Origin of the sequence: Mesorhizobium sp. M0052, from assembly GCF_040323255.1 — a bacterium.
In the GTDB taxonomy this organism is placed as follows: Bacteria; Pseudomonadota; Alphaproteobacteria; order Rhizobiales; family Rhizobiaceae; genus Mesorhizobium.
Genome location: NZ_JAMYUS010000019.1, coordinates 1 through 23,377 on the forward strand (window position 1 = coordinate 1; position 23,377 = coordinate 23,377).

Genomic DNA, 23,377 nt, shown 5'->3' on the forward strand with positions numbered 1-23,377 from the left:
GTTCTTTTTCCTCCCCCCGGGCCCAAACTTTCCCCCCGGTGTAGGACTAAAACCCCCCTCTATTTCGGCCCGGGGGGTATTACCCCCCCGGCGGCCCCCCCAAAATGGGGCGCGGCGGTCCAGTCAAGGATGATTATCAGTCCTTGGAGACGAAGCGGGACGGATGGATGTCCATCACATTGTCATCGAAGCCATGCAGCTTCGAGGAAACGATATCGTGGAAGCTGTAGTAGAGAAGCGGAATGTTGCCGACGTCATCGACAAGGATGCGCTCGGCCTCAGTGAGGTCCTTCATGCGCTCTTCCGGCTTGCCGCCGGCAGCCGCGGCCTTGTCCATGGCCGCCTCATATGCCGGGCTGACGTAGTTCGAATAGTTGTTGCCGCTGGCCTTGCGGGTGATGCCGAGGAAGGTCTCGGGATCCTTGTAGTCGGCGATCCAGGCGGCACGCGCCACGTCGTAGTTGCCCTTCTGCTCGAGGAAGGAATAGTGGGTCTTGGTATCGGTGTTGAGCAGCGTGATCTCGACGCCAAGCGGCTTCAACTGTTCCTGGATGGAAACCGCGGTGTTCTTGTGGTTTTCCGAGGTGTTGTAGCGGATCTCCATCTTCAGCGGATGCTCGGGCGTATAGCCGAGTTTCTCAAGGATCTTCTTGGCGGCGTCCTCGCGGTCGATCTGCGGCATGTCGGCGTATTTGGCCATTGCCGGCGTGTAGCCGGCGATGCCCGGAGGCACCATCGAATAGCCAGGCAGCATGGAATTCTGCCAGACCTTTTCGGCCAGGAAGTCGCGGTCGATAGCCATCGAGATGGCGTTGCGCAGCTCGACATTGTCCCAGGGCGCCTTGTCGGTCTTGATCGCGTAATAATAGGTGCCGAGATACGGTCCGACGCGGACCTGATCGCCGAACTTGGTCTTGAGGTCAGCGAGCTGTTCGGTCGGCAGGTCGCCGTAGCTGTCGAGTTCGCCTGCCTCGAAGCGCTTCATCGCCGAAGAGCGGTCTTCGGTCGGGATGTAGTTGACGACGTCCATCTTGACGGTCGCGGCATCCCAGAATTTCGGATTCTTGACCAGCTTCATGTGGTCGTTGGGAATCCACTCGGCCAATGTATAGGCGCCGTTCGAAACGAGATTGCCCGCCTTGATCCAGTCGGCGCCGAGCTTGTCGATCGAGGCCTTGTTGACCGGGTAGGTAGCCTGGTGGGTCAGCATCTCCAGGAAGTATGGCGTCGGCGCCTTCAGCGTCACTTCCAGGGTGTTGGCGTCGATCGCCTTGACGCCCATGTCCTCGGGCTTGCCTTTCTTGGTGTTGACTTCCTCGGCGTTCTTCACGGGATAGAGCATGGAAGCGTATTCGGCGGCGGTCGCCGGATCCTCCAGCCTACGGAAGGAATAGACGAAGTCGTCCGCCGTCACCGGGCTGCCATCCGACCACAAGCCGTCCTTGCGCAGCTTGAAGGTGTAGACGGTGCCGTCATCAGATACCGTCCAGCTTTCGGCGGCGCCCGGGATGAGGTTCGTCTTCTGATCGTGCATGACCAGTCCCTGGAACAGGTCGCGTATGATATCGGCTTCGTAGACGGTCGAGGTCTTGTGCGGATCGACCGTCTCCGCTTCGGCGGCGCTGCCTCTGTTATAGACGGTCTCGGCAAGGGCCGGCGTCAGGAACGTGCCTGCGGCAAAGGTCATGGTCGCGGCGACAAGCGTCGCCTTCAGCATATTTTTCAGCATGAAGTCTCTCCCTGTGGCGCTGCCCATCGGCTGCGCCTTACGAGTGTTGACGCCCCGGAACCGATTTCTGGCCCCTTCGAGCGCGCCGCCGGTTCCCGTTCCGGCAGCTGGTGGCAGGAGACTAGACAGACGGAAATATTATTTCAACCGAGTCTTGCTTGACGCTAAGTGAGCATCCTCACCTTAAACCAGCCATAGCTAATCTATATTACAAGATCCAATTGGGTGCAGCTTGTGGTTGTCCTGTAATTTTGGGTTTTGCCCTCAGCAGTTGTCATTAGCGCAACCATCTGGAAAAATTCCAGGAATGCCGTTCGTGGCCAAGCTCGACGAAAGTACCGAAGAAGCCCGAAAATGAAAAATGTGGCGCCGGTGACGTTGCGCGGATCACTCGGCATGGTTGCATGCGGACACGATCTTTGTTGACGCCGGACGGCGTCCCTGAAAGATCAGCCTACCTTGCCGACAAACCAGCCCAGGGCCGGCAGCAACAGCCCCTCCTCCTGCAGGACGGCACCGCCACCCAGAGCGATCGCCTCGACAAGCTGGAGATCCGGCGGCAGCCGCCAGTCGGCCGGCTTGTCGGCGAAATTGAAGACGCAGAGCAATATCTCGTCCTCGCCCTGCCGGATGAAGGCAAGGACATCGCCGTCGGTATCGAGAAAGCGGATCGGGCCCTTGACCAGCGCCAGATGCGCCTTGCGCAAGGCAAGCATCGTCCGGTAGCCGGCGAGCACGGACTTGTCGTCGGCGTTCTGGATATCGACCGCCCGAGCGCGGTGGCTTTCCGGCACCGGCAGCCAGGGTTTTCCCGAAGAAAAACCGGCATTGTCGGCGCCCGCCTCCCACACCATCGGTGTGCGGCAGCCGTCCCTGCCCTTGACCCCCGGCCAGAAACGGATGCCGACGGGATCGCGCAGATCCTCAAAGGTCAGTTCCGCCTCCTCCAGCCCAAGCTCTTCGCCTTGGTAGAGACAGATCGAGCCGCGCAGGCAGGAGAGCAAAGCGATAGCGAATGTCGCCACCGCATCTGGATCGCCCTCCGGCCGCGTCCAGCGGCTGACATGGCGCACGACATCGTGGTTGGAGAACGCCCAGCAGACCCAGCCGTCGGCGACAGCTGCCTCGAAGGCCTCGACACAGCCGCGCACATGGGCGGCTGAGAATTGCGGGCCGAGCAGGTCGAAGGTGTAGCACATGTTGAGCTTGTCGCCGCCGGATGTGTAGGCGGCCAGCGTCTGCAGCGAGCGGCCTTCGTCGCCGACCTCGCCGACACTGGCGCGGCCGTCATATTCGTCGAGCAAAGCGCGGAAGCGCCTGAGGAAACCGAGGTTTTCCGGTTGCGTCTTGTCGAACAAGTGCTCCTGGAAGAGATAGGTGTTGGTTTCGCCATTGGTGCCGGCGACGCTCGACGCCAGCGGCGGATTGCTGCGCAGCCAGCGGTCATGGACATAGTAGTTGACCGTATCCAGGCGGAAGCCGTCGACGCCGCGCTCGAGCCAGAACCGCACCGTCTCCAGCAACGCGTCCTGAACCTCAGGATTGTGGAAGTTGAGGTCTGGCTGCGAGGCGAGGAAATTGTGCATGTAGTATTGCCGGCGGGTGGCGTCCCATTCCCAGGCCGGGCCGCCGAAAACCGACAGCCAGTTGTTGGGCGCGTTGCCGTCCGGCCTGGTGTCGGCCCAGACATACCAGTCGGCCTTGGGATTATCCTTGCTGGCACGGCTCTCTACAAACCATTCGTGCTTGTCGGAGGAGTGCGACAACACCTGATCGATGATCACCTTCAGGCCGAGCCTGTGCGCCTCGGCAACCAGCGCGTCGAAGTCGTCGAGCGTGCCGAACATCGGATCGACCGCCTGATAGTCGGAGACGTCGTAGCCCATATCGGCCATTGGCGACTTGAAGAAGGGCGACAGCCAGACGGCGTCGACGCCGAGCGAGGCGACGTGCGCCAGCCGTGAGGTGATGCCTGAGAGGTCGCCGCTGCCGTCGCCGGTGGTGTCCTGGAAGGAGCGAGGATAGATCTGGTAGATGACGCAGCCGCGCCACCAGTCGGCGCGCTGTTCGGCTCCCGGCTGGGCATTGTCGTCGGCCATCACGGACCCTTCCTGGCGCGGGCCTTTGCGGTCCGGCGCTCGATCATGAAACTGACACTGCGGCCGGGCAGCGGCCACGCGAGGTCGACCGCTTGCGCTTCAACAGCCGGCTGCCATTCAAACCCTTGCCGCGCGGGCAGCGTGAAGACGCATTGGCGGCGATCGCCATTGACGATCACAGCCAGGCGGCCTTCCCCGCCATCGCCGAGCAGCATGACGAGGCGATGGCGCGAGCCATCGTTCCAGTCGGCTTCGCCGAGTGGCGCGCCGGTCTCGGTCAGCCACGCGACGTCGGGCACATCAGAACCGTCCGGCGGCTCTCCGGTCAGGAAGCGCGTATCGGAAAGCGCCGGCACCGCGCCGCGCAGAGATGCGAGCGCCGACACACGGGCTTCCAGCCCGACGTCGCGCCCGGCCCAGTCGAGCCAGGTGATGGCGTTGTCCTGCGCATAGGCGTTGTTGTTGCCCCCTTGTGTGCGGCCGAATTCATCGCCCGCCGTCAGCATGATGGTGCCGCGCGAGGCAAACAGAGTGGCGAGCAGCGCGAAGCGATCATGGGAACGGGCCTCGGCAATCGCCTTGTCCGAGGTTTCGCCCTCGACGCCGTTGTTCCAGGACAGGTTCTCATTGTGGCCGTCGCGGTTCTTCTCGCCATTGGCCTGGTTGTGTTTGGCTTCATAGGCGACGATATCGGCCAGCGTCATGCCATCGTGTGCGGCGATGTAGTTGACCGTGCGGCTGGCGGATTGGCCCTCCCTGCCGAACACATCGGAGGAGCCGGCGAGCCTTGTCGCCAGCGCACCGACCGTGCCGGCATCGCCGCGCCAGAAGCGCCTGACGTCGTCGCGGTAGCGGTCGTTCCATTCGAGGTAAGGCGGCCGGAAATTGCCGAGCTGATAGCCATTCGGGCCGATGTCCCAGGGCTCGGCGATCAGCACCCTGTCGGCAAGGATGGGATCGGTTGCGATGGTTTCGAGCAACGGGGCTGCCGGATCGAATGCGCCATCGACGCGACCGAGGACCGGCGCCAGGTCGAAGCGGAAACCGTCGACGCCGGCATGGCGGACGAAATGGCGCAGCGTGTCGAGTACCATGTCGCGAACGACCGGATGGTCGCAGGCAATGGTATTGCCGGTGCCGGTATCGTTGGCCAACCTGCCGTCCGGCTCGCTGCGGTAGTAGGCTTGATTGTCGAGGCCGCGCAGCGACAGCGTCGGCCCGAGCCGGTCACTTTCGCCGGTATGATTGAAGACGAGATCGAGGATGGTGCCAATGCCGGCCTTGTGCAGCGCCGCCACCGTATCGCGCAATTCGGCGATACCGCCGGGCGCCAGCCGCGGATCGAGCGCCATGAAGGTGACGGGGTTGTAGCCCCAGGCGTTGCTGAGGCCGAGCGGCGGCAGATGACGCTCATCGATCCATGCCGTCACGGGCATTAGCTCAACGGCGGAGACGCCGATCTTTCTGAGGTGTTCGAGGATGGCCGGATGCGCAAGTGCCGCAATGGTGCCGCGCTGCGCTTCGGGCACGTCCGGATGCTGCTTCGTAAAAGACCGGACATTGAGCTCGTAGATCAGGCCGCCTGGCTTGAAGACCGGCGGCAACAGGGCCACCGGTTCCGGCAGCGCAACTACGACCGCCTTCGGCATGAGCGGGGCGGTGTCGGCGCCTTCGTTGCGTTTGGCGGTGAGCCGCCAGTGATACTGGTACGGTCGGTCGATTTCGACGGCGTAGGGATCGGTCAGCAGCTTGTCGGGATCGAACCACAGGCCTCGTTCGGGCGCATAGTCGCCATCGGCGCGCAAGCCGTAGCAGGTGCCGGCAGCGAGGCCGGCGACGAACAGCGCATAGACGCCCTCGCCTTCCGGCTGGAGTTCGAGCCGGTCGATTTCACGGGCGCCGGTGACGTCGAAGATCGACACCCAGAGCCGCCGCGCCGAGGACGACCAGGCGGCAAAACGGATGCCTTCGGGAGTGACCGTTGCGCCGAGTTGGGTCATCGGCGCATCCTCCACCCTCCCCCTTGTGGGGAGGGTCGCGAACGAAGTGAGCGGGGTGGGGGTCGGCGCGGGGAAAGCGCTTTACGAGCACCCCCAACCCGATCCGCTGCGCGGATCGACCCTCCCCACAAGGGGGAGGGTAAAGACGTCACCACCCTCAAGTAATCACGCTCGGCTTGTTGCGCCCGGTGTGGCTCTTGATCCCGGCGATATCATCGGCAGCCGCGATCAGGTCAGCGAGCGCCTCTTGCGTGTCGAGATCATGCCGCGCTCTGTCCGGCTCGTAGCGCTCGATGTAGACGCGCAGCGTAGCACCCGACGTGCCGGTGCCGGACAAACGAAACACGACACGCGAGCCGCCTTCGAACAGGATGCGGATGCCCTGGTTCTTGCTCACCGAACCGTCGACGGGATCGTGATAGGCGAAGTCGTCGGCATTGGCGATCTTCAGTCCGCGCACGCTGGTGCCGGGCAGCGAAGCGAGCTTGGCGCGCAACTCGTCGACCAGGGCGTTGGCGCGCTCGGTTTCGACCTCCTCATAGTCATGACGTGAATAGTAATTGCGGCCGTAGGTCGCCCAATGTTCGGTGACGACGTCCTTGCAGCTTTCGCCGCGCACGGCCAGGATGTTCAGCCACAACAGCACCGCCCACAGCCCGTCCTTTTCACGGACATGGTTCGAGCCGGTGCCGGCGCTTTCCTCGCCGCAGATCGTTGCCATGCCGGCATCGAGCAGATTGCCGAAGAACTTCCAACCGGTCGGCGTCTCGTAGATGCCGATGCCGAGCTGTTCGGCGACGCGGTCGGCAGCGCCGCTGGTCGGCATCGAGCGGGCGATGCCTTTGAGGCCGTCCTTGTAGCCCGGCGCCAATTGCGCATTGGCGGCAAGCATGGCCACCGAATCCGACGGGGTGACGAAAATACCCTTGCCGATGATGAGATTGCGGTCACCGTCGCCGTCGGAAGCGGCGCCGAAATCGGGCGCATCCGGTCCCATCATCTCGTCATAGAGATGCTTGGCGTGGACCAGGTTCGGATCCGGGTGATGGCCGCCAAAATCCGGCAGCGGCTTGTAGTTGCGGCAGGTGCCATTCTCCGCGCCGAGCCGGCGCTCGAGGATTTCCTTGGCATACGGGCCGGTGACCGCATGCATGGCGTCGAAGCGCATGCGGAAGCCGTATTTGAAATTGGCGCGGATGGCGTCGAAGTCGAACAGGCTCTCCATCAATTCGGCATAGTCGGTGACCGGGTCGATAATCTCGACCGCCATGCCGCCGGCGGTCACCGTGCCGATCTTGTCGATGTCGATCTGGTCGATGTCAACGGTCTTGAAGCTCGAAATCGTCTTGGTCTTTTCGAAGATCGCGTCGGTCAGCTTTTCCGGCGCCGGGCCGCCATTGCCGGCATTGTACTTGATGCCGAAATCCTCGTGCGGGCCGCCCGGATTGTGACTGGCCGACAGGATGATGCCGCCGAAGGTCTTGTATTTGCGGATGACATGCGACGCCGCCGGCGTCGACAATATGCCGCCCTGCCCGACCATCACCTTGCCGAAGCCGTTGGCCACCGCCATGGCGATGGCCTTCTGGATGACCTCGCGGTTGTAGAAGCGGCCGTCGCCGCCGATCACCAGCGTCTTGCCCTCAAAGCCCTCCAGCGCGTCGAAGATCGACTGGATGAAGTTCTCGGCATAGTGCTCCTGCTGAAAGACAGGCACCTTCTTGCGCAGGCCGGACGTGCCGGGTTTCTGGTCGAGATAGGGTTTGGTGGCGACGGTCCGGATCATGCTTCAGGCAACCCTTTTCGAAAGCAGCAGGCGGTAGAGTTCATGGTATTTGTCGGCGCTCTTGTCCCAGGAGACATCGGCCTTCATGCCCTGGCGCTGGATCTGTTCCCAGACGGCCGGGCTCGAATGCGCATCGACCAGCCGGCGGATGGCGTGCAGCATGGCGCCGCCACTATTGGGCGCGAACTGGAAGCCGGTGGCGACACCGGCCGAGATCGCTGCTTCATTGGCGTCGATGATGGTGTCGGCAAGGCCGCCGGTGCGGGCGACGACCGGCACGCAGCCATAGCGTAGGCCGTAAAGCTGGGTCAGCCCGCAAGGCTCGAAGCGCGACGGGATGACGATGGCGTCGCAGCCGCCCTGCATGGTGTGGGAAAGCCCCTCGTCATAGCCGACGACGACGCCGACACGGCCGCGATGGCGGGCGGTGGCAGCCAGCAGCGCGCCTTCCAGGCCGGCGTCGCCTGAGCCGAGGATCGCCAGCCGCGCGCCGGTGGCGACGACGCCGTCGACCACAGCCGCCAGTATGTCCATGCCCTTCTGCCAGGTCAGCCGGCTGACGACGCAGACGATCGGACTGTCATCGCGCTCGAGGCTGAAGCGGTCCTCGACAACCGCCCGGTTGGGAAGCCGAGCCTTGAGCGTCGCGGCGGAGTAGGCCGACACCAGATGCTTGTCGGTCTCCGGGTTCCAGATGTCGGTGTCGATGCCGTTGACGATGCCGTAGAGGTCGGAAGAGCGCATGTTGATCAGGCCGTCGAGGCCCATGCCGAATTCCGGCGAGCGGATTTCCTGGGCATAGGTGGGGCTCACCGTGGTGATCGCCCAGGCCGCCTGCAGGCCGGCCTTGAGGAAGCCGACGCCGCCATAATATTCGACGCCGTCAAGCGCCATCGCCGCGGCCGGCAAGCCGAGCTCGCCAAAAATGCCGGCGCCGAACTGACCCTGGAAGGCAAGGTTGTGAACCGTGATCAGCGACGGCACGCCGACCGCCTTGCCGTAGCGCATATAGGCCAGCGTCATCGCCGACTGCCAGTCATGGGCGTGGACGAGATCCGGCTGGTAGCCGGAAATGGCGCCGCCGGCGATATCGCCACCGACCTGGCTCAGCGCAGCAAAACGCCGCCAATTGTCGGGCCAATCGGCGCCGGCCGCGTTGCCGTAAGGGCCGCCGGGACGGTCGTAGAGATGCGGCGCGTCGAGCACGAACAGGTCGAGCCCGGCGATCTTGACGGCATGGACCGAAGCCTTGCCGCCCTGCAGCAGCGGGTATTGGTAGACAGCCTTCTTTTTCTTGAAGGCGTCCATCACCTGGGGAAAGCCGGGGATGAGCGTGCGCATGGTCACGCCCTTGGCGGCCAGCGCGATCGGCAATGCGCCGGTCACGTCGGCAAGTCCGCCGGTCTTGATCAGCGGGAATATCTCGGGCGTGACCGACAGAACCTGCATGCGTTTATGGTACCCCGTCTTACAGCTTCAGCTTGTCGATCATGTCCTGCGTGACCAGGCAGATGCCCTTTTCCGAAACCCGGAAACGCTTGGCGTCGAGAACAGGGTCTTCGCCAACCACCAGCCCTTCCGGTATCCTTACACCGTGGTCGATGACGACGCGCTTCAACTTTGCGTTCCGGCCGACATGAACGTCGGGCAGCATGACGACCTCTTCCAGCGTCGAATAGGAGTTGATGCGCGCCCCGGTGAAGATCAAGCTGCGCTTCAGCGAAGCACCCGAGACGATGCAATCGCCTGAGACCAGCGAGGAGACGGCCGAACCGCGCCGGCCATCCTCGTCATGCACGAACTTTGCCGGCGGCTTCAATTCGGCATAGGTCCAGATCGGCCAGTCGCGGTCGTAGAGGTCGAGTTCGGGAGTAATATCGGTCAGGTCGATATTGGCTTCCCAGTAGGCGTCGACGGTGCCGACATCGCGCCAATAGGCCTCGTTCTCGGCCGTCGAGCGCACGCAGGATTTGGCGAAGCGATGCGCGATCGCCTTACCGTGCTGTACGATGTAGGGGATGATGTCCTTGCCGAAGTCGCGGCTTGAACCCGGCTCGGCGGCATCGCGGCGCAGCTGCTCCATCAGGAACTTGGTCTTGAAGACATAGATGCCCATCGAAGCCAGCGCGAATTCCGGCTTGTCGGGAATGCCGGGCGGGTCGGCGGGCTTTTCGACGAACGCGATGATGTTGTCCTTGCCGTCGACATGCATGACACCGAAGCCGGTCGCTTCCAAGCGCGGCACTTCGAGGCAACCAACAGTGACGTCGGCATTGGCGTCGACGTGCTGGCGCAGCATCAGCTCGTAGTCCATCTTGTAGATATGGTCGCCGGCTAGGATCACCATATATTCAGGGCCATAGGCCTCGATGATGTCGATGTTCTGGTAGACGGCGTCGGCGGTGCCTTCATACCACTGGGTTTCCGAGACACGCTGCGAGGCCGGCAGGATGTCGAAGCTTTCGTTTCGCTCCGGGCGCAGGAAGTTCCAGCCGCGCTGCAGGTGGCGGATCAGCGAATGCGCCTTGTACTGGGTGGCGACACCGAGGCGACGAATGCCGGAATTCAGCGCATTGGACAGCGCGAAATCGATGATGCGCGTCTTGCCGCCGAAATAGACAGCCGGCTTGGCGCGGCGGTCGGTCAATTCCTTGAGCCGGCTGCCGCGGCCGCCGGCCAGCACATAGGCCATGGCATCGCGCGCCAGCGGCTGGGTTCTCTTCAAGTCTGCCATTTTTACCCTCCCAAATTACCAGTCTGGAGCATCGCCCGGTCCGCAACGAGTCGACGGACCTAATCCGAAACGAGTTGACGGACCTAGTCCGCAACGAGTTCAAGCATGATCGTCGACAGCGGCGGCAAAAGCATCGTTGCCGAAATGCCTCCTCCTTCAGCCCTGGCTTCGACCACACCGCCATTGCCCTTGCCCGAACCACCATAGTCCGAAGCGTCGGTGTTGATGATTTCGCGCCATTTGCCGACCTTGGGCAATGGCACGCGATAATTGTCGCGCGGCACCGGTGTGAAGTTGGAAATGACGGCGATCGGGTTGCCGCCGGGCGCGCTGCGCAGCCAGGCGAAGACCGAGTTTTCCTTGTCGTCGACGATCAGCCAGGAAAAGCCGTCCGGTTCGCAGTCGCGCGCATGCAGCGCCGGGCGCGAGCGGTAGAGATAGTTGAGGTCGCGCACCGTCTGCCAGACGCCGCGATGCGGGTGGAAGTCGAGCAGGTTCCAGTCGAGCGCGCGCGCCTCGCTCCACTCGCGGCGCTGGGCGAATTCCTGGCCCATGAACAACAGCTTCTTGCCGGGATAGCCCCACATGAAGGCATAGAAGGCGCGCAAAGTCGCGAACTTCTGCCAGTCGTCGCCGGCCATCTTGCCGAGCAGCGTGCCCTTGCCGTGCACGACCTCGTCATGGGACAGCGGCAGCACGAAATTCTCGGAAAAGGCGTAGGTCAGGCCGAAGGTCAGGTCGTTGTGGTGATGTTTGCGGAAGATCGGCTCCTTGGCGAAATACTCCAGCGTGTCGTGCATAAAGCCCATGTTCCATTTGAAGCCGAAGCCCAGCCCGCCTTCATGCACCGGCGCCGAGACCTTCGGCCATGAGGTCGATTCCTCGGCGATGGTCATCACGCCGGGATGGTGGCCGTAGACCTCCTTGTTCATCTTCTGCAGGAAGGACACCGCTTCGAGGTTTTCGCGGCCGCCCTTCTCGTTGGGGATCCATTCGCCGGCCTTGCGCGAATAATCGAGGTAGAGCATCGAGGCCACCGCATCGACGCGCAAACCGTCGACATGGTATTTCTCGGCCCAGAACAGCGCGTTGTTGACGAGGAACGACACCACCTCGCGGCGGCCGAAATTGTAGATCGCGGTGTTCCAGTCGGGATGAAAACCCTTGCGCGGATCGGCATGCTCGTAGAGTGCGGTGCCGTCGAAATTGGCGAGGCCATGCGCGTCGACCGGGAAATGCGCCGGCACCCAGTCGAGGATGACGCCGACGCCGGCGCGGTGCGCACCGTCGACGAAACGGGCGAAGCCGTCGGGGTCGCCGAAGCGCGCCGAGGGGGCATAAAGTCCGGTTGTCTGATAACCCCATGACGGGTCATAGGGATGTTCGGAGATCGGCAGGAACTCGATGTGGGTGAAGCCGGTCTCGACAGCATAGGGGATAAGCTGGTTGGCGAGTTCGTCCCATGACAGGAAGCTGCCATCATCGTGCTGCTGCCACGAACCGGCATGGACCTCGTAGATCGATATGGCTTCCCGCCGCGGATCGGCCTTTCGCCAGTAAGCGCGATGCGCTTCGTCCCCCCATTCATGCGCCGGCGGCACCGCCGTCACTGAGGCTGTGGCCGGGCGCAGTTCAGACTTGAAGGCGAACGGATCGGCCTTGAGCGGCAGGCGCACGCCGTCGGGGGCAATGATCTCGTATTTGTAGGGGTGGCCGGCGCCGATATCGGGAATGAACAGCTCCCAGATGCCGGTGTCGCGGCGGTCGCGCATCGTATGGCGGCGGCCGTCCCATTCGTTGAAGTCGCCGACCACGGAGACGCGCCTTGCATTGGGCGCCCAGACGGCGAAATGGACGCCCGACGCGCCTTCATGGTCGAGGAGATGGGCGCCGAGCTTGTCGAACAGCCTGAGGTGCGACCCTTGCGCGATATAGTAGTCGTCCATCGGGCCGAGCACCGGGCCGAAGGAATAGGGATCGGTCAGCCACCAGTCGCCGCCGGCATTTTTGGCGTGATAGCGCAGCGGCTGACGCTTCTTGATCGACAGTCTGCCTTCGAAGAAACCGGCGTCGTCGCGCCGCGTGAGTTCGCCGGCGTTCTTGCCGGCCAGCGTGTATGCGGTGACGAACTCGGCATTGGGGACGAAGCAGCGGGCAACCAGGCTCTTGCCGGCATCATGCACGCCCAGGATTGCAAAAGGATCGCCATGCGTGCCTGCAACAATTGCGGCGACATCGCCGGCTGACGCCAGCCCGTCCGACCCGCTCGTCGTCGCGGTCGCGCGCGGTTTCTTCATCAGGCGGTGTCCCTCCCTGGGAACCAGTTCTTGTGCACAAGACCCGTTGCTCGTGGCCTCATGCAATCATATCAGGCGGGCACGTTCCAGATTTCTTTCGCATATTGGCGGATCGTGCGATCGGAAGAGAACCAGCCGACGCGGGCAACGTTGCGGATAGCGCGCGCGTACCAATCGGGGCTGTTGCGCCAGACGGCGTCGACATCGCGCTGGGCGGCGGCATAGGCGTCGAAATCCGCCGCCACCATGAACCAGTCGCTGTTGTAAAGACCGTCGACCAGCTCGCGGTAGCGATCCGGCTGGTCGGGCGAGAACACGCCCGACGATACTGCGGCAACAGCCTGCGCCAATTCAGGGGAGCCCTCGATCACGGCGCGCGGGTTGTAGCCATTGCTGCGCCGCTCGGCGACTTCCGCCGTGCTCAGGCCGAAGATGAAGATGTTGTCGTCGCCGACGCATTCCTTGATCTCGACATTGGCGCCGTCGAGCGTGCCGATGGTCAAGGCGCCGTTCAGCGCGAACTTCATGTTGCCGGTGCCCGACGCCTCCATGCCGGCAGTCGAAATCTGCTCGGACAGGTCGGCGGCCGGCATCATCACCTCGGCCAGGCTGACATTGTAGTTCGGCACGAACACCACTTTCAGCAGCCCGCGCACCGACGGGTCGCTGTTGATGACCTTGGCGACGTCGTTGGCCAGTTTGATGATCAGCTTGGCATTGTGGTAGCTGGGCGCCGCTTTGCCGCCGAAAAATTTGACGCGTGGCATCCAGTCCAGCTCGGGATGCGAGCGGATCTGGTCGTAGAGCGCGATAGCTTCCAGGATGTTGAGCAACTGGCGCTTGTATTCGTGGATGCGCTTGACCTGGATGTCGAACAGCGCCGACGGGTCGAGCTTGATGCCGAGCCGGTCGGCGACCAGTTTGGCGAGCTTGACCTTGTTGGAGCGCTTGACGGCGGCGAACTTGTCGCGGAAGGCGGAGTCACCGGCAAAGGCTTCGAGCCCCTTGATGGCGTCGATGTCGTCGAGGAAACGGTCCCCGATCGCCGCGCGGGTGAGCGCGGTGAGGCCTGGATTGCACTGGATCAGCCAGCGCCGTGGCGTGATGCCGTTGGTCTTGTTGTTGATGCGATCGGGATAGAGCTTGTGGAGATCGGCAAACACCGTCTCCTTCATCAGTTCGGTGTGCAACGCCGACACGCCATTGATCGAGTGCGAGCCGACAAAGGCCAGGTTACCCATGCGCACGCGGCGGTCGCCATTTTCCTGGATCAGCGAGATGTGGCTGATCTGCTCATTGGAAAACTGGTTGGTGGCGCGGGCCTCAAGCAAAACCTGCGCATTGATGGCGTAGACGATCTGCATGTGGCGCGGCAAAAGCCGCTCGAACAGCGGCACCGGCCAGCTTTCCAGCGCCTCTGGCAGCAGCGTGTGGTTGGTGTAGCCGAAGGTGCGCTTGGTAATATCCCAGGCCTGGTCGAAATCCATGCCATGGACGTCCATCAGCAGGCGCATCAGCTCCGGCACGGCGATCGCCGGATGGGTGTCATTGAGATGGATCGCCGCCTTGTCGGGCAGCGAGGCGAGATCGCCATACTGGCTGAGATGGCGCTGGACGATGTCCTGCAGCGACGCGGTGGAGAAGAAATATTCCTGCCGCAGCCGCAGTTCCTGGCCGGCCTTGTGGGAATCGGCGGGGTAAAGCACGCGCGACAAGGCATCGGCCTTGTTGCTTTCGGCCAGCGCGCCGATGTGGTCGCCGGCGTTGAACTTGTCGAGCAGGATCGGATCGACCGGCATGCCGGACCAAAGCCGCAGCGTGTTGACGCGGTTGGCGCGCCAGCCAACCACCGGCGTGTCGTAGGCGACGGCCTGGACATGCTCGGTCGGCTTCCAGACGTGACGCTCGAGCCGGCCATCCTTGGAGGTGATCGATTCCACCGAGCCGCCGAAGCCGACCTCGAAGGCACGCTCCCGCCGCTCAAACTCCCAAGGGTTGCCGTGGTCGAGCCAGGTTTCGGGCAGTTCGACCTGCCAGCCATCATGGATCTCCTGGCGGAACATGCCGTTGGCGTAGCGAATGCCATAGCCATGCGCGGGAATGTCGACGGTCGCCATGCTTTCCATGAAGCAGGCGGCGAGCCGGCCGAGACCGCCATTGCCGAGCGCCGCATCCGGTTCGAGCCCGGCGATGAGGTCGAGGTCGACGCCCAGCGACTTGAGCGCTTCTCGCATATTGTCCATCAGGCCTAGATTGGAGAAGGCATCGCGCATCAGCCGGCCGATGAGGAATTCGAGCGACAGGTAATAGACGCGCTTTTCCTGCTGGGCGTAGGCCTCCTGCGTCGCCTGCATCCAGTGATCGACGATGCGGTCGCGCACGACCTTGATCGAGGCGGTCAGCCAATCATATTGCGTAGCAACGGACGTGCCTTTGCCGACCCGGTATTTGAGAGCCAGCAAGACTTCGTCGGCCAGCGTCTTGGGATCGGGTATTTCGAGATCGGGGGCTTTGGCTGTCATTGTTCGCGTCATACTGCCTCTCGTGATCGTGCTGCGATCATACCGGCTTTCGCTCTCAGTCCCAGCCTATCCTAGTGCATCGCAACATACGTTCAATCGATTTAGACCAGCATGCCGCCAGTTCCCCTGCGGCAATTTATCCGTCGAGCGGATCAGGCAGCGAGTGCAGCCTCCGGCGGAACCTTCGCTCCCGTCATGAAGGCGACGGCGTCGGACATGGTATATTGCTTGGGATCGATGACGCAGAGGCGACGTCCCAGCCGATGGATATGGATACGGTCGGCCACTTCGAAGACATGCGGCATGTTGTGCGAGATCAGCACGATCGGCAGGCCTCTTTTCTTGACATCGAGGATCAGTTCCAGCACGCGGCGGCTCTCCTTGACGCCGAGTGCCGCGGTCGGCTCGTCCATGATCACCACGCGGCTGCCGAAAGCGGCGGCGCGCGCCACCGCCACGCCCTGACGCTGGCCGCCCGACAGCGTTTCCACCGCCTGGCTGATGTTCTGGATGGTCATCAGGCCAAGCTCGGTCAGCTTGTCGCGGGCGCGCTTTTCCATTGCCGGCCGGTCCAGCATGCGAAGCCAGTCGCCGAGGAAGCCGGGTTTGCGGATCTCGCGGCCGAGGAACATGTTGTCGGCGATCGACAGGGCCGGCGACAAAGCCAGGTTTTGGTAGACCGTCTCGATGCCCGCCTCGCGCGCCTCCATGGGCGATTTGAAAGCGACAGCTTTGCCTTCAAGACGGATCTCGCCTTCGTCGGGCACGGCGGCGCCGGAAATCGCCTTGATCAGCGATGATTTGCCGGCGCCATTGTCTCCGATGACGGCCAGGATTTCGCCGGGGTAGAGGTCGAAGTCGGCATTGTCGAGGGCGGTGACACGGCCATAGCGCTTGATCAGGCCGCGCGCGGTGAGGATGGGTTCCACGGTCATGCCGAAACCTTTCTGATCCATTGGTCGATCGCCACGGCGCCGATGATCAGCACACCGGTGAGCAGCACCTTCCATTGCGGATCGGCGCCCAGCATGTTGAGGCCCATCGAGACGACGCCGACGATCATCGCGCCGAAAAGCGTGCCCAGAATTGAGCCGCGCCCGCCGAACAGTGAAATGCCGCCGATCACCGTCGCGGTTATCGCCTGCAGGTTGTAGTCGGTGACGGCGGCTGACGGCGAGATCGAGCCGTTGCGGCCGATGGACACCCAGGCAGCGAAAGCGGCGATCAACCCGGCAAGGGTGTAGACCGTCATCAACACCTTCTTGGTCTGGATGCCAGACAGCTTCGCCGCCTCCTGATCATCGCCAACGGCGTAGACATGGCGGCCCCAGGCGGTGTGATTGAGCACGTACCAGAGGATCAAAACGAGCACGACCGTGGCGATGACGCCCAGTGTCAGCACCGCCGTGCCAATCTTGAAACTCAGGGCAAAGAGATGCAGCAGCGGCGCCTGGGCGTCGACGTCGGTATCGCGGATCGTCTCATTGGCCGAATAGATGAAGTTCGTCGCCATGACGATGTTCCAGGTGCCGAGCGTGACGATGAACGGCGGCAGCTTCATGTAGGCGACCAGCAAGCCGTTGAGCAGGCCGCAGGCTGCGCCGGCGGCAAGCCCGATGGGCACTGCGAGCACGGCCGGCATGCCGTAGCTGACCGCGCAATTGCCCATGATCACGGCCGAAATCACCATGATCACGCCGATCGACAGGTCGATGCCGGCGGTCAGGATGACCAGTGTCTGCGCGGCACCGAGGATGCCGACGATGGCGATCTGCTGCAGGATCAGCGTCAGCGTATAGGATGAGAAGAAACGCCCGCCAATGGCGATGCCGAAAATGACGATCGACAAGACCAGCACAATCAGCGGCACGGCCGCCGGCGTGGAGTGCAGGAAATGCTGGATCCGCTTGACGGCCGATTTGTGCTCGTCAAAGGCGGCAACGCTTGTGTCGCTGCTCGAGAGAACCTTCTCGAATTCCTGTGCTTGAGCCATGTTTCCTCCCCTGGGCTTCAGCTCCATGCCGATACCCGCTCGCGCCTGTCCGGTCAGCTGCCGGGGTTATTCGCGTGACGCATCGTCCACCCGAAGCGGCCGGGGATCAAGCCCCCGGCCGTCAGCTTGCCGCTGGCTGTCAGGCAGCCATCAGCCCCAGCACTTGGCGAGGCCTTCCTTGGTGTCGATCGACTTCACGCCATTGGCCGGCTTGTCGGTGACGAGGTTGACGCCGGTGTCGAAGAAGTTCTTGCCTTCGGTCGGCTTCGGCTTGGCGCCGTCCTTGGCGAAGGCGGCGATCGCCTCGATGCCGAGTGCCGCCATCTGCAGCGGGTATTGCTGCGAGGTGGCGCCAATGACGCCTTCGGTCACCGACTTCACGCCGGGGCAGCCGCCATCGACCGAGACGATCAGCACCTGGCTTTCGAGACCGACCGCCTTGAGCGCCTGGTAGGCGCCGACAGCGGCGGGCTCGTTGATGGTGTGGATGACGGTGATGGAGTTGTCCTTCTGCAGAAGGTTTTCCATCGCCTTGCGGCCGCCTTCTTCATTGCCGTTGGTGACGTCGTGGCCGACGATGCGGGCATCGTCCTCATCGCCGATCTTGTTGGGATCCTTCACGTCGATGCCGAAGCCCATCATGAAGCCCTGGTCGCGCAGCACATCCACGGTCGGCTGTGAGGGGGTCAGGTCGAGGAAGCCGATCTTGGCGTCCTTGGCCTTGTCGCCGAGGGTCGCGGCTGCCCAGGCGCCGATCAGCTTGCCGGCTTCCAGATTGTCCGTCGCGAAGGTCGCGTCGGCGGCATCGATCGGGTCCAGCGGGGTATCGAGCGCGATCACCAGCAGGCCGGCGTCACGCGCCTTCTTCACCGTCGGCACGATGCCCTTGGTGTCGGACGCGGTGATGAGGATGCCCTTGGCGCCGTCGGCGATGCAGCTTTCGATCGCCGCCACCTGGCTCTCGCTATCGCCGTCGATCTTGCCGGCATAGGTCTTGAGGTCGACGCCAAGTTCCTTGGCCTTGGCGGTCGCGCCCTCCTTCATCTTGACGAAGAAGGGGTTGGTGTCGGTCTTGGTGATCAGGCAGGCGCCGACGCCGGCGGCCGATGCTGTCGAAGCAAACGCCATCAGGCCGAGGCCCGCCGCGGCGAACACGGTGGACTTCAATAAAGCTTTGGTCACGATCTTCCTCCCATGGAACCATGCGGATGCCGCCAACCGGCATCTCGAGCGCATCCACTGAAGTTCTCCCAGTGTGGACGCGCCCTCAAATGACACCAGCGGGAGCCGCCTGTCAATAATTAAATCACTCTTATTTATTATTGACAGCTTTGCGCGGTTCACTCATTCTGCCGCAAAAGCAGTAAGAATAAACCAAGGGAAGGAACAAGGGTGGAGACCGGCATTGCGAGGCACGGTTCGCCCGAGGCGGCCGCCAGCCGTCTCCACCGTGGCACCAACCAGAGCGGCATGCGCGACCACAATGAGCGGCTGGTGCTGTCGTTGGTTCGCCAGCACGGCAGCTTGGCCAAATCAGACATTGCGCGCATGACCGGGCTTTCAGCGCAGACCGTCTCGGTCATCATGCGCGAACTGGAGGAAGACAGCCTGCTGCTGCGCCAGGCGCCGTTGCGCGGCAAGATCGGCCAGCCCTCCATCCCGATGGCGCTGAACCCCGAAGGCGCCTTCTTCATCGGCCTCAAGATCGGCCGCCGCAGCGCCGAACTGGTGCTGATCGATTTCCTCGGAACTGTGCGTTCCATGCTGCAGCACTCCTACCGCTATCCGGCGCCGCGCGAGACGGTTGAGTTCGTCACCGAAGGCATGAAGACGATGCGCGCCGAACTGACACCTGCGCAGGACAAGCGCATTGCCGGGCTCGGCATCGCCATGCCGTTCGAACTGTGGAACTGGGCCGACACCGCCGGCGCGCCGCGCGACATCATGGACGAATGGCGCCATCGCGACATCCGTGCCGACATCCAGTCGCAATGCGAATTCCCGGTCTATCTGCAGAATGACGCCACCTCCGCCTGCGGCGCCGAACTGGTGTTCGGCCAGACCGGCGGGGCGCGCGACTTCGTCTATTTCTATATCGGCGCCTTTGCCGGCGGCGGCATCGTGCTCAACGGCCGGCTGTTCGGCGGGCCAACCGGAAATGCCGGGGCGCTGGGTTCGATGCCGGTGCCGGGACCAGACGGCAAGCCTACGCAGCTCATCGACGTCGCCTCGATCGCCATGCTGGAAAAGGCGCTTAACGCACGCGGCGTCGAGGCTTCGCATCTGTGGACGTCGCCTGAGGATTGGGGCGAGATCGGTCACGAGCTCGACGACTGGATCGCCAATGCCGCTCAGGCGCTGGCCTATGCCATCGTATCGGCGTCATCGGTGATCGATTTCGAGGCCGCGGTGATCGACGGCTGGATGCCGCTCGCTGTCCGGCGCCGGCTCGTCGATGCGATCAGGCAGGCGATCGGTACGATCGATGGCGAAGGGCTGAAGCTTCCGGTGGTGCGCGAAGGCACCGTCGGCATCCATGCCCGCGCGCTGGGCGGCGCCAGCCTGCCGCTGTCCGAACGCTTCCTCATCGGTTCGACCACCATTTCCCGGAGCACCTGAATGCTGATCGGTATTCCGTCGCTGCTCGGTCCGGAGCTTCTGGCGACATTGCGCGCCATGGGCCATGGCGACGAGATCGCGCTTGTCGACGGCAACTATCCGGCGGAAGAACAGGCAAACCGGCTGATCCGCGCCGACGGTCTTCACCTCATACCGGTGCTTGACGCCATTTTGAGCGTGCTGCCGGTGGATGATTTCGTGCCGGAAGCGCTGTTTCGTGCCTCGGTAAAAGGCGATCCCTCGGTCGCCGATCCCGTCCACCTCGAGATCGAGGCGATCTGCACCAGGCGCGCGCCGGGCCGCAAGGTGGTTGCGCTGGCGGGCGCCGACTTCTATGCACGCGTCCGGTCGGCATATGCGATCGTCGCCACCAGCGAACCCCGGCTCTATGCCAACATCATCATCCGCAAGGGCGTGATCTATCCGCCGGAGAACAAGAAATCATGATCCTCTGCTGCGGCGAAGCCCTGATCGACATGCTGCCGCGCACCACGACACAGGGAGAGCCGGCCTTTGCGCCCTATGTCGGCGGCGCGGTGTTCAACACGGCGATCGCGCTTGGCCGCCTCGGCGCGCCCGCCGGCTTCTTTTCCGGCCTGTCGTCGGATCTGTTCGGCGGCCAGTTCCGCGAGGCGCTCGGCGCAAGCAAGGTCAGCTCCACCTATGCGCACACCTCCCCTCGCCCGACCACGCTCGCCTTCGTGCGGCTCACCAACGGCCAGGCGACCTACACTTTCTACGACGAAAACACCGCCGGGCGCATGCTGACGACAGAGGATCTGCCGAAACTGGGCGCCGAGATCGAAGCCATGCTGTTTGGCGCCATCAGCCTGATTTCGGACCCGGCGGGTGCTGCCTACGAAGAATTCATGAAACGCGAGCACGAACGCCGCGTCATGATGCTCGACCCCAACATCCGGCCGAACTTCATCCCCGACAAAGCCAAGCACCTCCGGCGCATCCGCTCGATGATGGCGATGGCCGACATCGTGAAGCTATCGGATGAGGATCTGCACTGGTTCGGCGAGGCCGGCTCGCATGAGGACGTCATCCGCAACTGGCTGGATCGCGGCCCGAAGCTGATCGTCGTTACCCACGGCAGCGAAGGTGCCGTCGGCTACAGCAGGGAACACAAGGTCACGGTGATGCCGCATAAGGTGGAGGTGGTCGACACGGTCGGCGCCGGCGACACTTTCAATGCCGGCATTCTGGCCTCGCTGCACGAGCAAGGCCTGCTCACCAAGGCCGGGATCGGCGGCCTTTCGGAGGACGCCATCCGTCAGGCGCTGGCGCTCGGCGCCAAAGCGGCGGCGGTGACCGTGTCGCGGGCCGGCGCCAACCCGCCCTGGCGGCACGAAATCGCCTGATCCACGCTTAGTCCGCCGCCAGCCGCTGCAAGCAGCCGATCACTTTATGTTTCCGCGAGCCGGAAAGACGCACTGAATCAGCCGGATTAATAGGCGGCGAAGCCCGGATTTCCGGCATCTTGCGGCAATGCAGGGAAAGCCTGAAGTAACAGGCTGCGACACCTAGACAACCCGTCCCGCGGCCGGTCCGGCTTTCTAGACCGGCCCAACTCTGGTACCAGCGGCCCGGTTAAGTTGTTGTTTCTGTGCGTGTCATTGTCCCCGGGGCAGCCCGCACCACACCGTTTTGAGGCCGACATGCAGTTCATCGATCTTGGCGCGCAGCGCGAACGTATCCGCGACCGGCTGAAGGCCGCGATCGACAATGTCGTCGAGGAAGGCCGCTATATCCTCGGACCGCAAGTCACCGAATTCGAAAACAAGCTCGCAGCCTATATCGGCACCAAGCATGTCGTGGCCTGCGCCAACGGCACCGACGCGCTGCTGTTGCCGCTGTTTGCCGCCGGTATCGGCCCCGGCGACGCGGTGTTCGTGCCGAGCTTCACCTTTGCCGCGACGGCGGAAGTGGTGGCGCTTGCCAAGGCCGAACCGGTTTTCGTCGATGTGGACGCCGAGACCTACAACATCGACATCGCCAGCCTCGAGGCGGCGATCGCCATGATCAAGAAGGAAGGCCGGCTGAAGCCGAAGGCGATTATTCCCGTCGACCTGTTCGGGCTTGCCGCCGACTACGAGGCGATCATGGCGATTGCCAAGCGCGAAGGGCTGCTGGTGATCGAGGATGCGGCGCAGTCGATCGGCGGTTCGGCCGACGGCACAATGTGCGGCGCCTTCGGCCATGTCGGCTCGACCAGCTTTTATCCGGCCAAGCCGCTGGGCTGCTACGGCGATGGCGGCGCGATGTTCACCAATGACGACGCGCTGGCCGACCAGCTGCGCTCGTTTGCGTTCCACGGTAAGGGCGAGACGCAGTATGACAATGTCCGCGTCGGCATCAATTCACGCCTCGACACGATCCAGGCGGCGATCCTGATCGAGAAACTCGCCATCCTCGAAGACGAGATGGTCGCCCGCCAGGTGGTGGCCAAGCGCTACGCCGAAGGTCTCGGCGACATCGTCAAGACGTCACGCAATCTGGGCGGTGGCCGCTCGGCCTGGGCGCAATACGCCATCGAGACGCCGAAGCGCGACGGGTTGAGGGCGCATCTCGGCGAAAAGGGCATCCCTTCGGTGATCTATTATGTGAAGCCGCTGCACGAGCAGGTCGCCTATCGCGACTATCCGCGCACGCCGACCGGGCTTGCGGTTTCGGAGGAACTGCCGAAGCGCATCCTGTGCCTGCCGATGCATCCCTATCTCAGCGAAGCCGACCAGGACCGCATCATCGAGACGATCCGCAACTACATTGGCTCGAACTCGGCGCATGTAGCGGCGGCGTAAGTTACGCCGCGTCCGCCGCCTTCCCGCTCGCAATAAAATGCGGGTTGGCGAAATCCTCGTCGTCGCTCTGTTTGCGCTTGCCATAGGTGAGCGGCTCGCCGTCCAGCGTGCGCGTCATGCCGCCGGCGGCGCGCAGTACGGCGTCGCCGGCCGCCGTGTCCCATTCCATGGTGCGGCCGAAGCGCGGATAGATGTCGGCTTCGGCTGCGGCGAGCAGGCAGAATTTCAGCGATGAGCCGACCGAGACGATCTCGGCGGCGCCGAGATCCTTGATGAAGGCTTCGGTCTCCGGGGTGTTGTGCGAGCGGCTGGCAACGACCGCCAGCGGCGTGACCGCCCTCCTAACCGAAATCCGCCGGCGGCCGACGATACGGAAGTCGCCATCGACCTCGATTGCTTCGGCCCAGCCCGGCCGTCCAGAGAAGAACCGCCCGCTGCACGGTGCGAAGACGACGCCGATCTCCGGCGCGCCGTGCCGGACAAGCGCGATGTTGACGGTGAAATCGGTCCGGCGGTTGACGAATTCCTTCGTTCCATCGAGCGGATCGATCAGGAAGAAGGCGCCATCCAGATCGGGCGGCACAATGCCTTCGGCGACCTCTTCCTCGGCCACGCAGGGAATATCGGGATAGGCCGCACGCAGGCCGGCGAGGATGATCGTCTCGCTCTCGCGGTCGGCTTCCGTGACCGGCGAGGAGTCCGACTTGCTGTCGACCGCGCAGCCGGCCTTGAAGACCCGCATCACCTCGCGTCCGGCTTCGAGCGCCAGGCGCTCGAACACGTCGAGCATC

General features: G+C 63.4%; 16 protein-coding genes. 4 read left to right on the forward strand and 12 right to left on the reverse strand.

Annotated features, from left to right (window positions below; translation table 11 throughout):
• Positions 1–136 precede the first annotated feature (136 nt).
• From NKJ77_RS23400 to NKJ77_RS23450, 11 genes are all read right to left on the reverse strand, one after another.
• The gene (locus tag NKJ77_RS23400) at positions 137–1,729 is read right to left on the reverse strand and encodes a peptide ABC transporter substrate-binding protein (protein WP_023833075.1); all 1,593 of its coding nucleotides are present in this window, start codon (positions 1,727–1,729) and stop codon (positions 137–139) included.
• Positions 1,730–2,178: 449 nt separating this feature from the next.
• Entirely contained in the window at positions 2,179–3,828 is a 1,650-nt protein-coding gene (bglA, locus tag NKJ77_RS23405; protein ID WP_023833074.1) for a beta-galactosidase BglA, read from the reverse strand.
• Positions 3,828–5,828: a glycogen debranching protein GlgX gene (gene glgX / locus NKJ77_RS23410; RefSeq protein WP_352535826.1), complete on the reverse strand. Its 2,001-nt coding sequence runs from the start codon at positions 5,826–5,828 to the stop codon at positions 3,828–3,830. Before glgX ends, bglA begins: the two co-directional genes overlap by 1 nt.
• Before the next feature lie 157 nt (positions 5,829–5,985).
• Positions 5,986–7,614 (reverse strand): alpha-D-glucose phosphate-specific phosphoglucomutase, encoded by a 1,629-nt coding sequence (locus NKJ77_RS23415; RefSeq protein WP_023833072.1) that lies wholly within the window; start codon positions 7,612–7,614, stop codon positions 5,986–5,988.
• Positions 7,615–7,617: 3 nt separating this feature from the next.
• Positions 7,618–9,063, reverse strand: a complete 1,446-nt coding sequence (glgA, locus tag NKJ77_RS23420) for a glycogen synthase GlgA (RefSeq protein WP_352535827.1) — start codon at positions 9,061–9,063, stop codon at positions 7,618–7,620.
• Between the two features lie 19 nt (positions 9,064–9,082).
• The gene (gene glgC / locus NKJ77_RS23425) at positions 9,083–10,348 is read right to left on the reverse strand and encodes a glucose-1-phosphate adenylyltransferase (protein ID WP_023715696.1); all 1,266 of its coding nucleotides are present in this window, start codon (positions 10,346–10,348) and stop codon (positions 9,083–9,085) included.
• Between the two features lie 83 nt (positions 10,349–10,431).
• On the reverse strand, positions 10,432–12,645 hold the full coding sequence (gene glgB, locus NKJ77_RS23430; protein ID WP_023833071.1) for a 1,4-alpha-glucan branching protein GlgB: 2,214 nt from the start codon (positions 12,643–12,645) through the stop codon (positions 10,432–10,434).
• A 71-nt stretch (positions 12,646–12,716) separates the two neighbouring features.
• Positions 12,717–15,179 (reverse strand): glycogen/starch/alpha-glucan phosphorylase, encoded by a 2,463-nt coding sequence (locus NKJ77_RS23435; protein WP_023833070.1) that lies wholly within the window; start codon positions 15,177–15,179, stop codon positions 12,717–12,719.
• A 140-nt stretch (positions 15,180–15,319) separates the two neighbouring features.
• Entirely contained in the window at positions 15,320–16,102 is a 783-nt protein-coding gene (locus NKJ77_RS23440; protein ID WP_023670726.1) for an ATP-binding cassette domain-containing protein, read from the reverse strand.
• Positions 16,099–17,160 (reverse strand): ABC transporter permease, encoded by a 1,062-nt coding sequence (locus NKJ77_RS23445; RefSeq protein ID WP_023670725.1) that lies wholly within the window; start codon positions 17,158–17,160, stop codon positions 16,099–16,101. The genes NKJ77_RS23440 and NKJ77_RS23445 overlap by 4 nt, the downstream gene beginning before the upstream one ends.
• A gap of 150 nt (positions 17,161–17,310) precedes the next feature.
• A complete protein-coding gene (locus NKJ77_RS23450; protein WP_081725578.1) occupies positions 17,311–18,288 on the reverse strand; it encodes a sugar ABC transporter substrate-binding protein in 978 nt (325 codons plus the stop codon).
• A gap of 264 nt (positions 18,289–18,552) precedes the next feature.
• Here NKJ77_RS23450 and NKJ77_RS23455 point away from each other — a divergent pair, with 264 nt between their 5' ends.
• The 4 genes from NKJ77_RS23455 to NKJ77_RS23470 all read left to right on the forward strand — a co-directional run bounded on the left by NKJ77_RS23455 (position 18,553) and on the right by NKJ77_RS23470 (position 22,586).
• Positions 18,553–19,779 carry an ROK family transcriptional regulator gene (locus tag NKJ77_RS23455; RefSeq protein WP_023738520.1) on the forward strand — a complete coding sequence of 409 codons (1,227 nt, stop codon included), beginning with the start codon at positions 18,553–18,555 and terminating at the stop codon, positions 19,777–19,779.
• Positions 19,780–20,226 (forward strand): RbsD/FucU family protein, encoded by a 447-nt coding sequence (locus tag NKJ77_RS23460; RefSeq protein WP_023698145.1) that lies wholly within the window; start codon positions 19,780–19,782, stop codon positions 20,224–20,226.
• Complete coding sequence (locus NKJ77_RS23465) at positions 20,223–21,146, forward strand: carbohydrate kinase family protein (protein ID WP_023684582.1); 924 nt, start codon at positions 20,223–20,225, stop codon at positions 21,144–21,146. The genes NKJ77_RS23460 and NKJ77_RS23465 overlap by 4 nt, the downstream gene beginning before the upstream one ends.
• Before the next feature lie 297 nt (positions 21,147–21,443).
• A complete protein-coding gene (locus tag NKJ77_RS23470) occupies positions 21,444–22,586 on the forward strand; it encodes a DegT/DnrJ/EryC1/StrS family aminotransferase (protein ID WP_023819229.1) in 1,143 nt (380 codons plus the stop codon).
• A gap of 1 nt (position 22,587) precedes the next feature.
• Here NKJ77_RS23470 and cysQ read toward each other — a convergent pair whose 3' ends face one another.
• Positions 22,588–23,376 (reverse strand): 3'(2'),5'-bisphosphate nucleotidase CysQ, encoded by a 789-nt coding sequence (gene cysQ / locus NKJ77_RS23475; RefSeq protein ID WP_352535856.1) that lies wholly within the window; start codon positions 23,374–23,376, stop codon positions 22,588–22,590.
• Position 23,377: the final 1 nt, after the last annotated feature.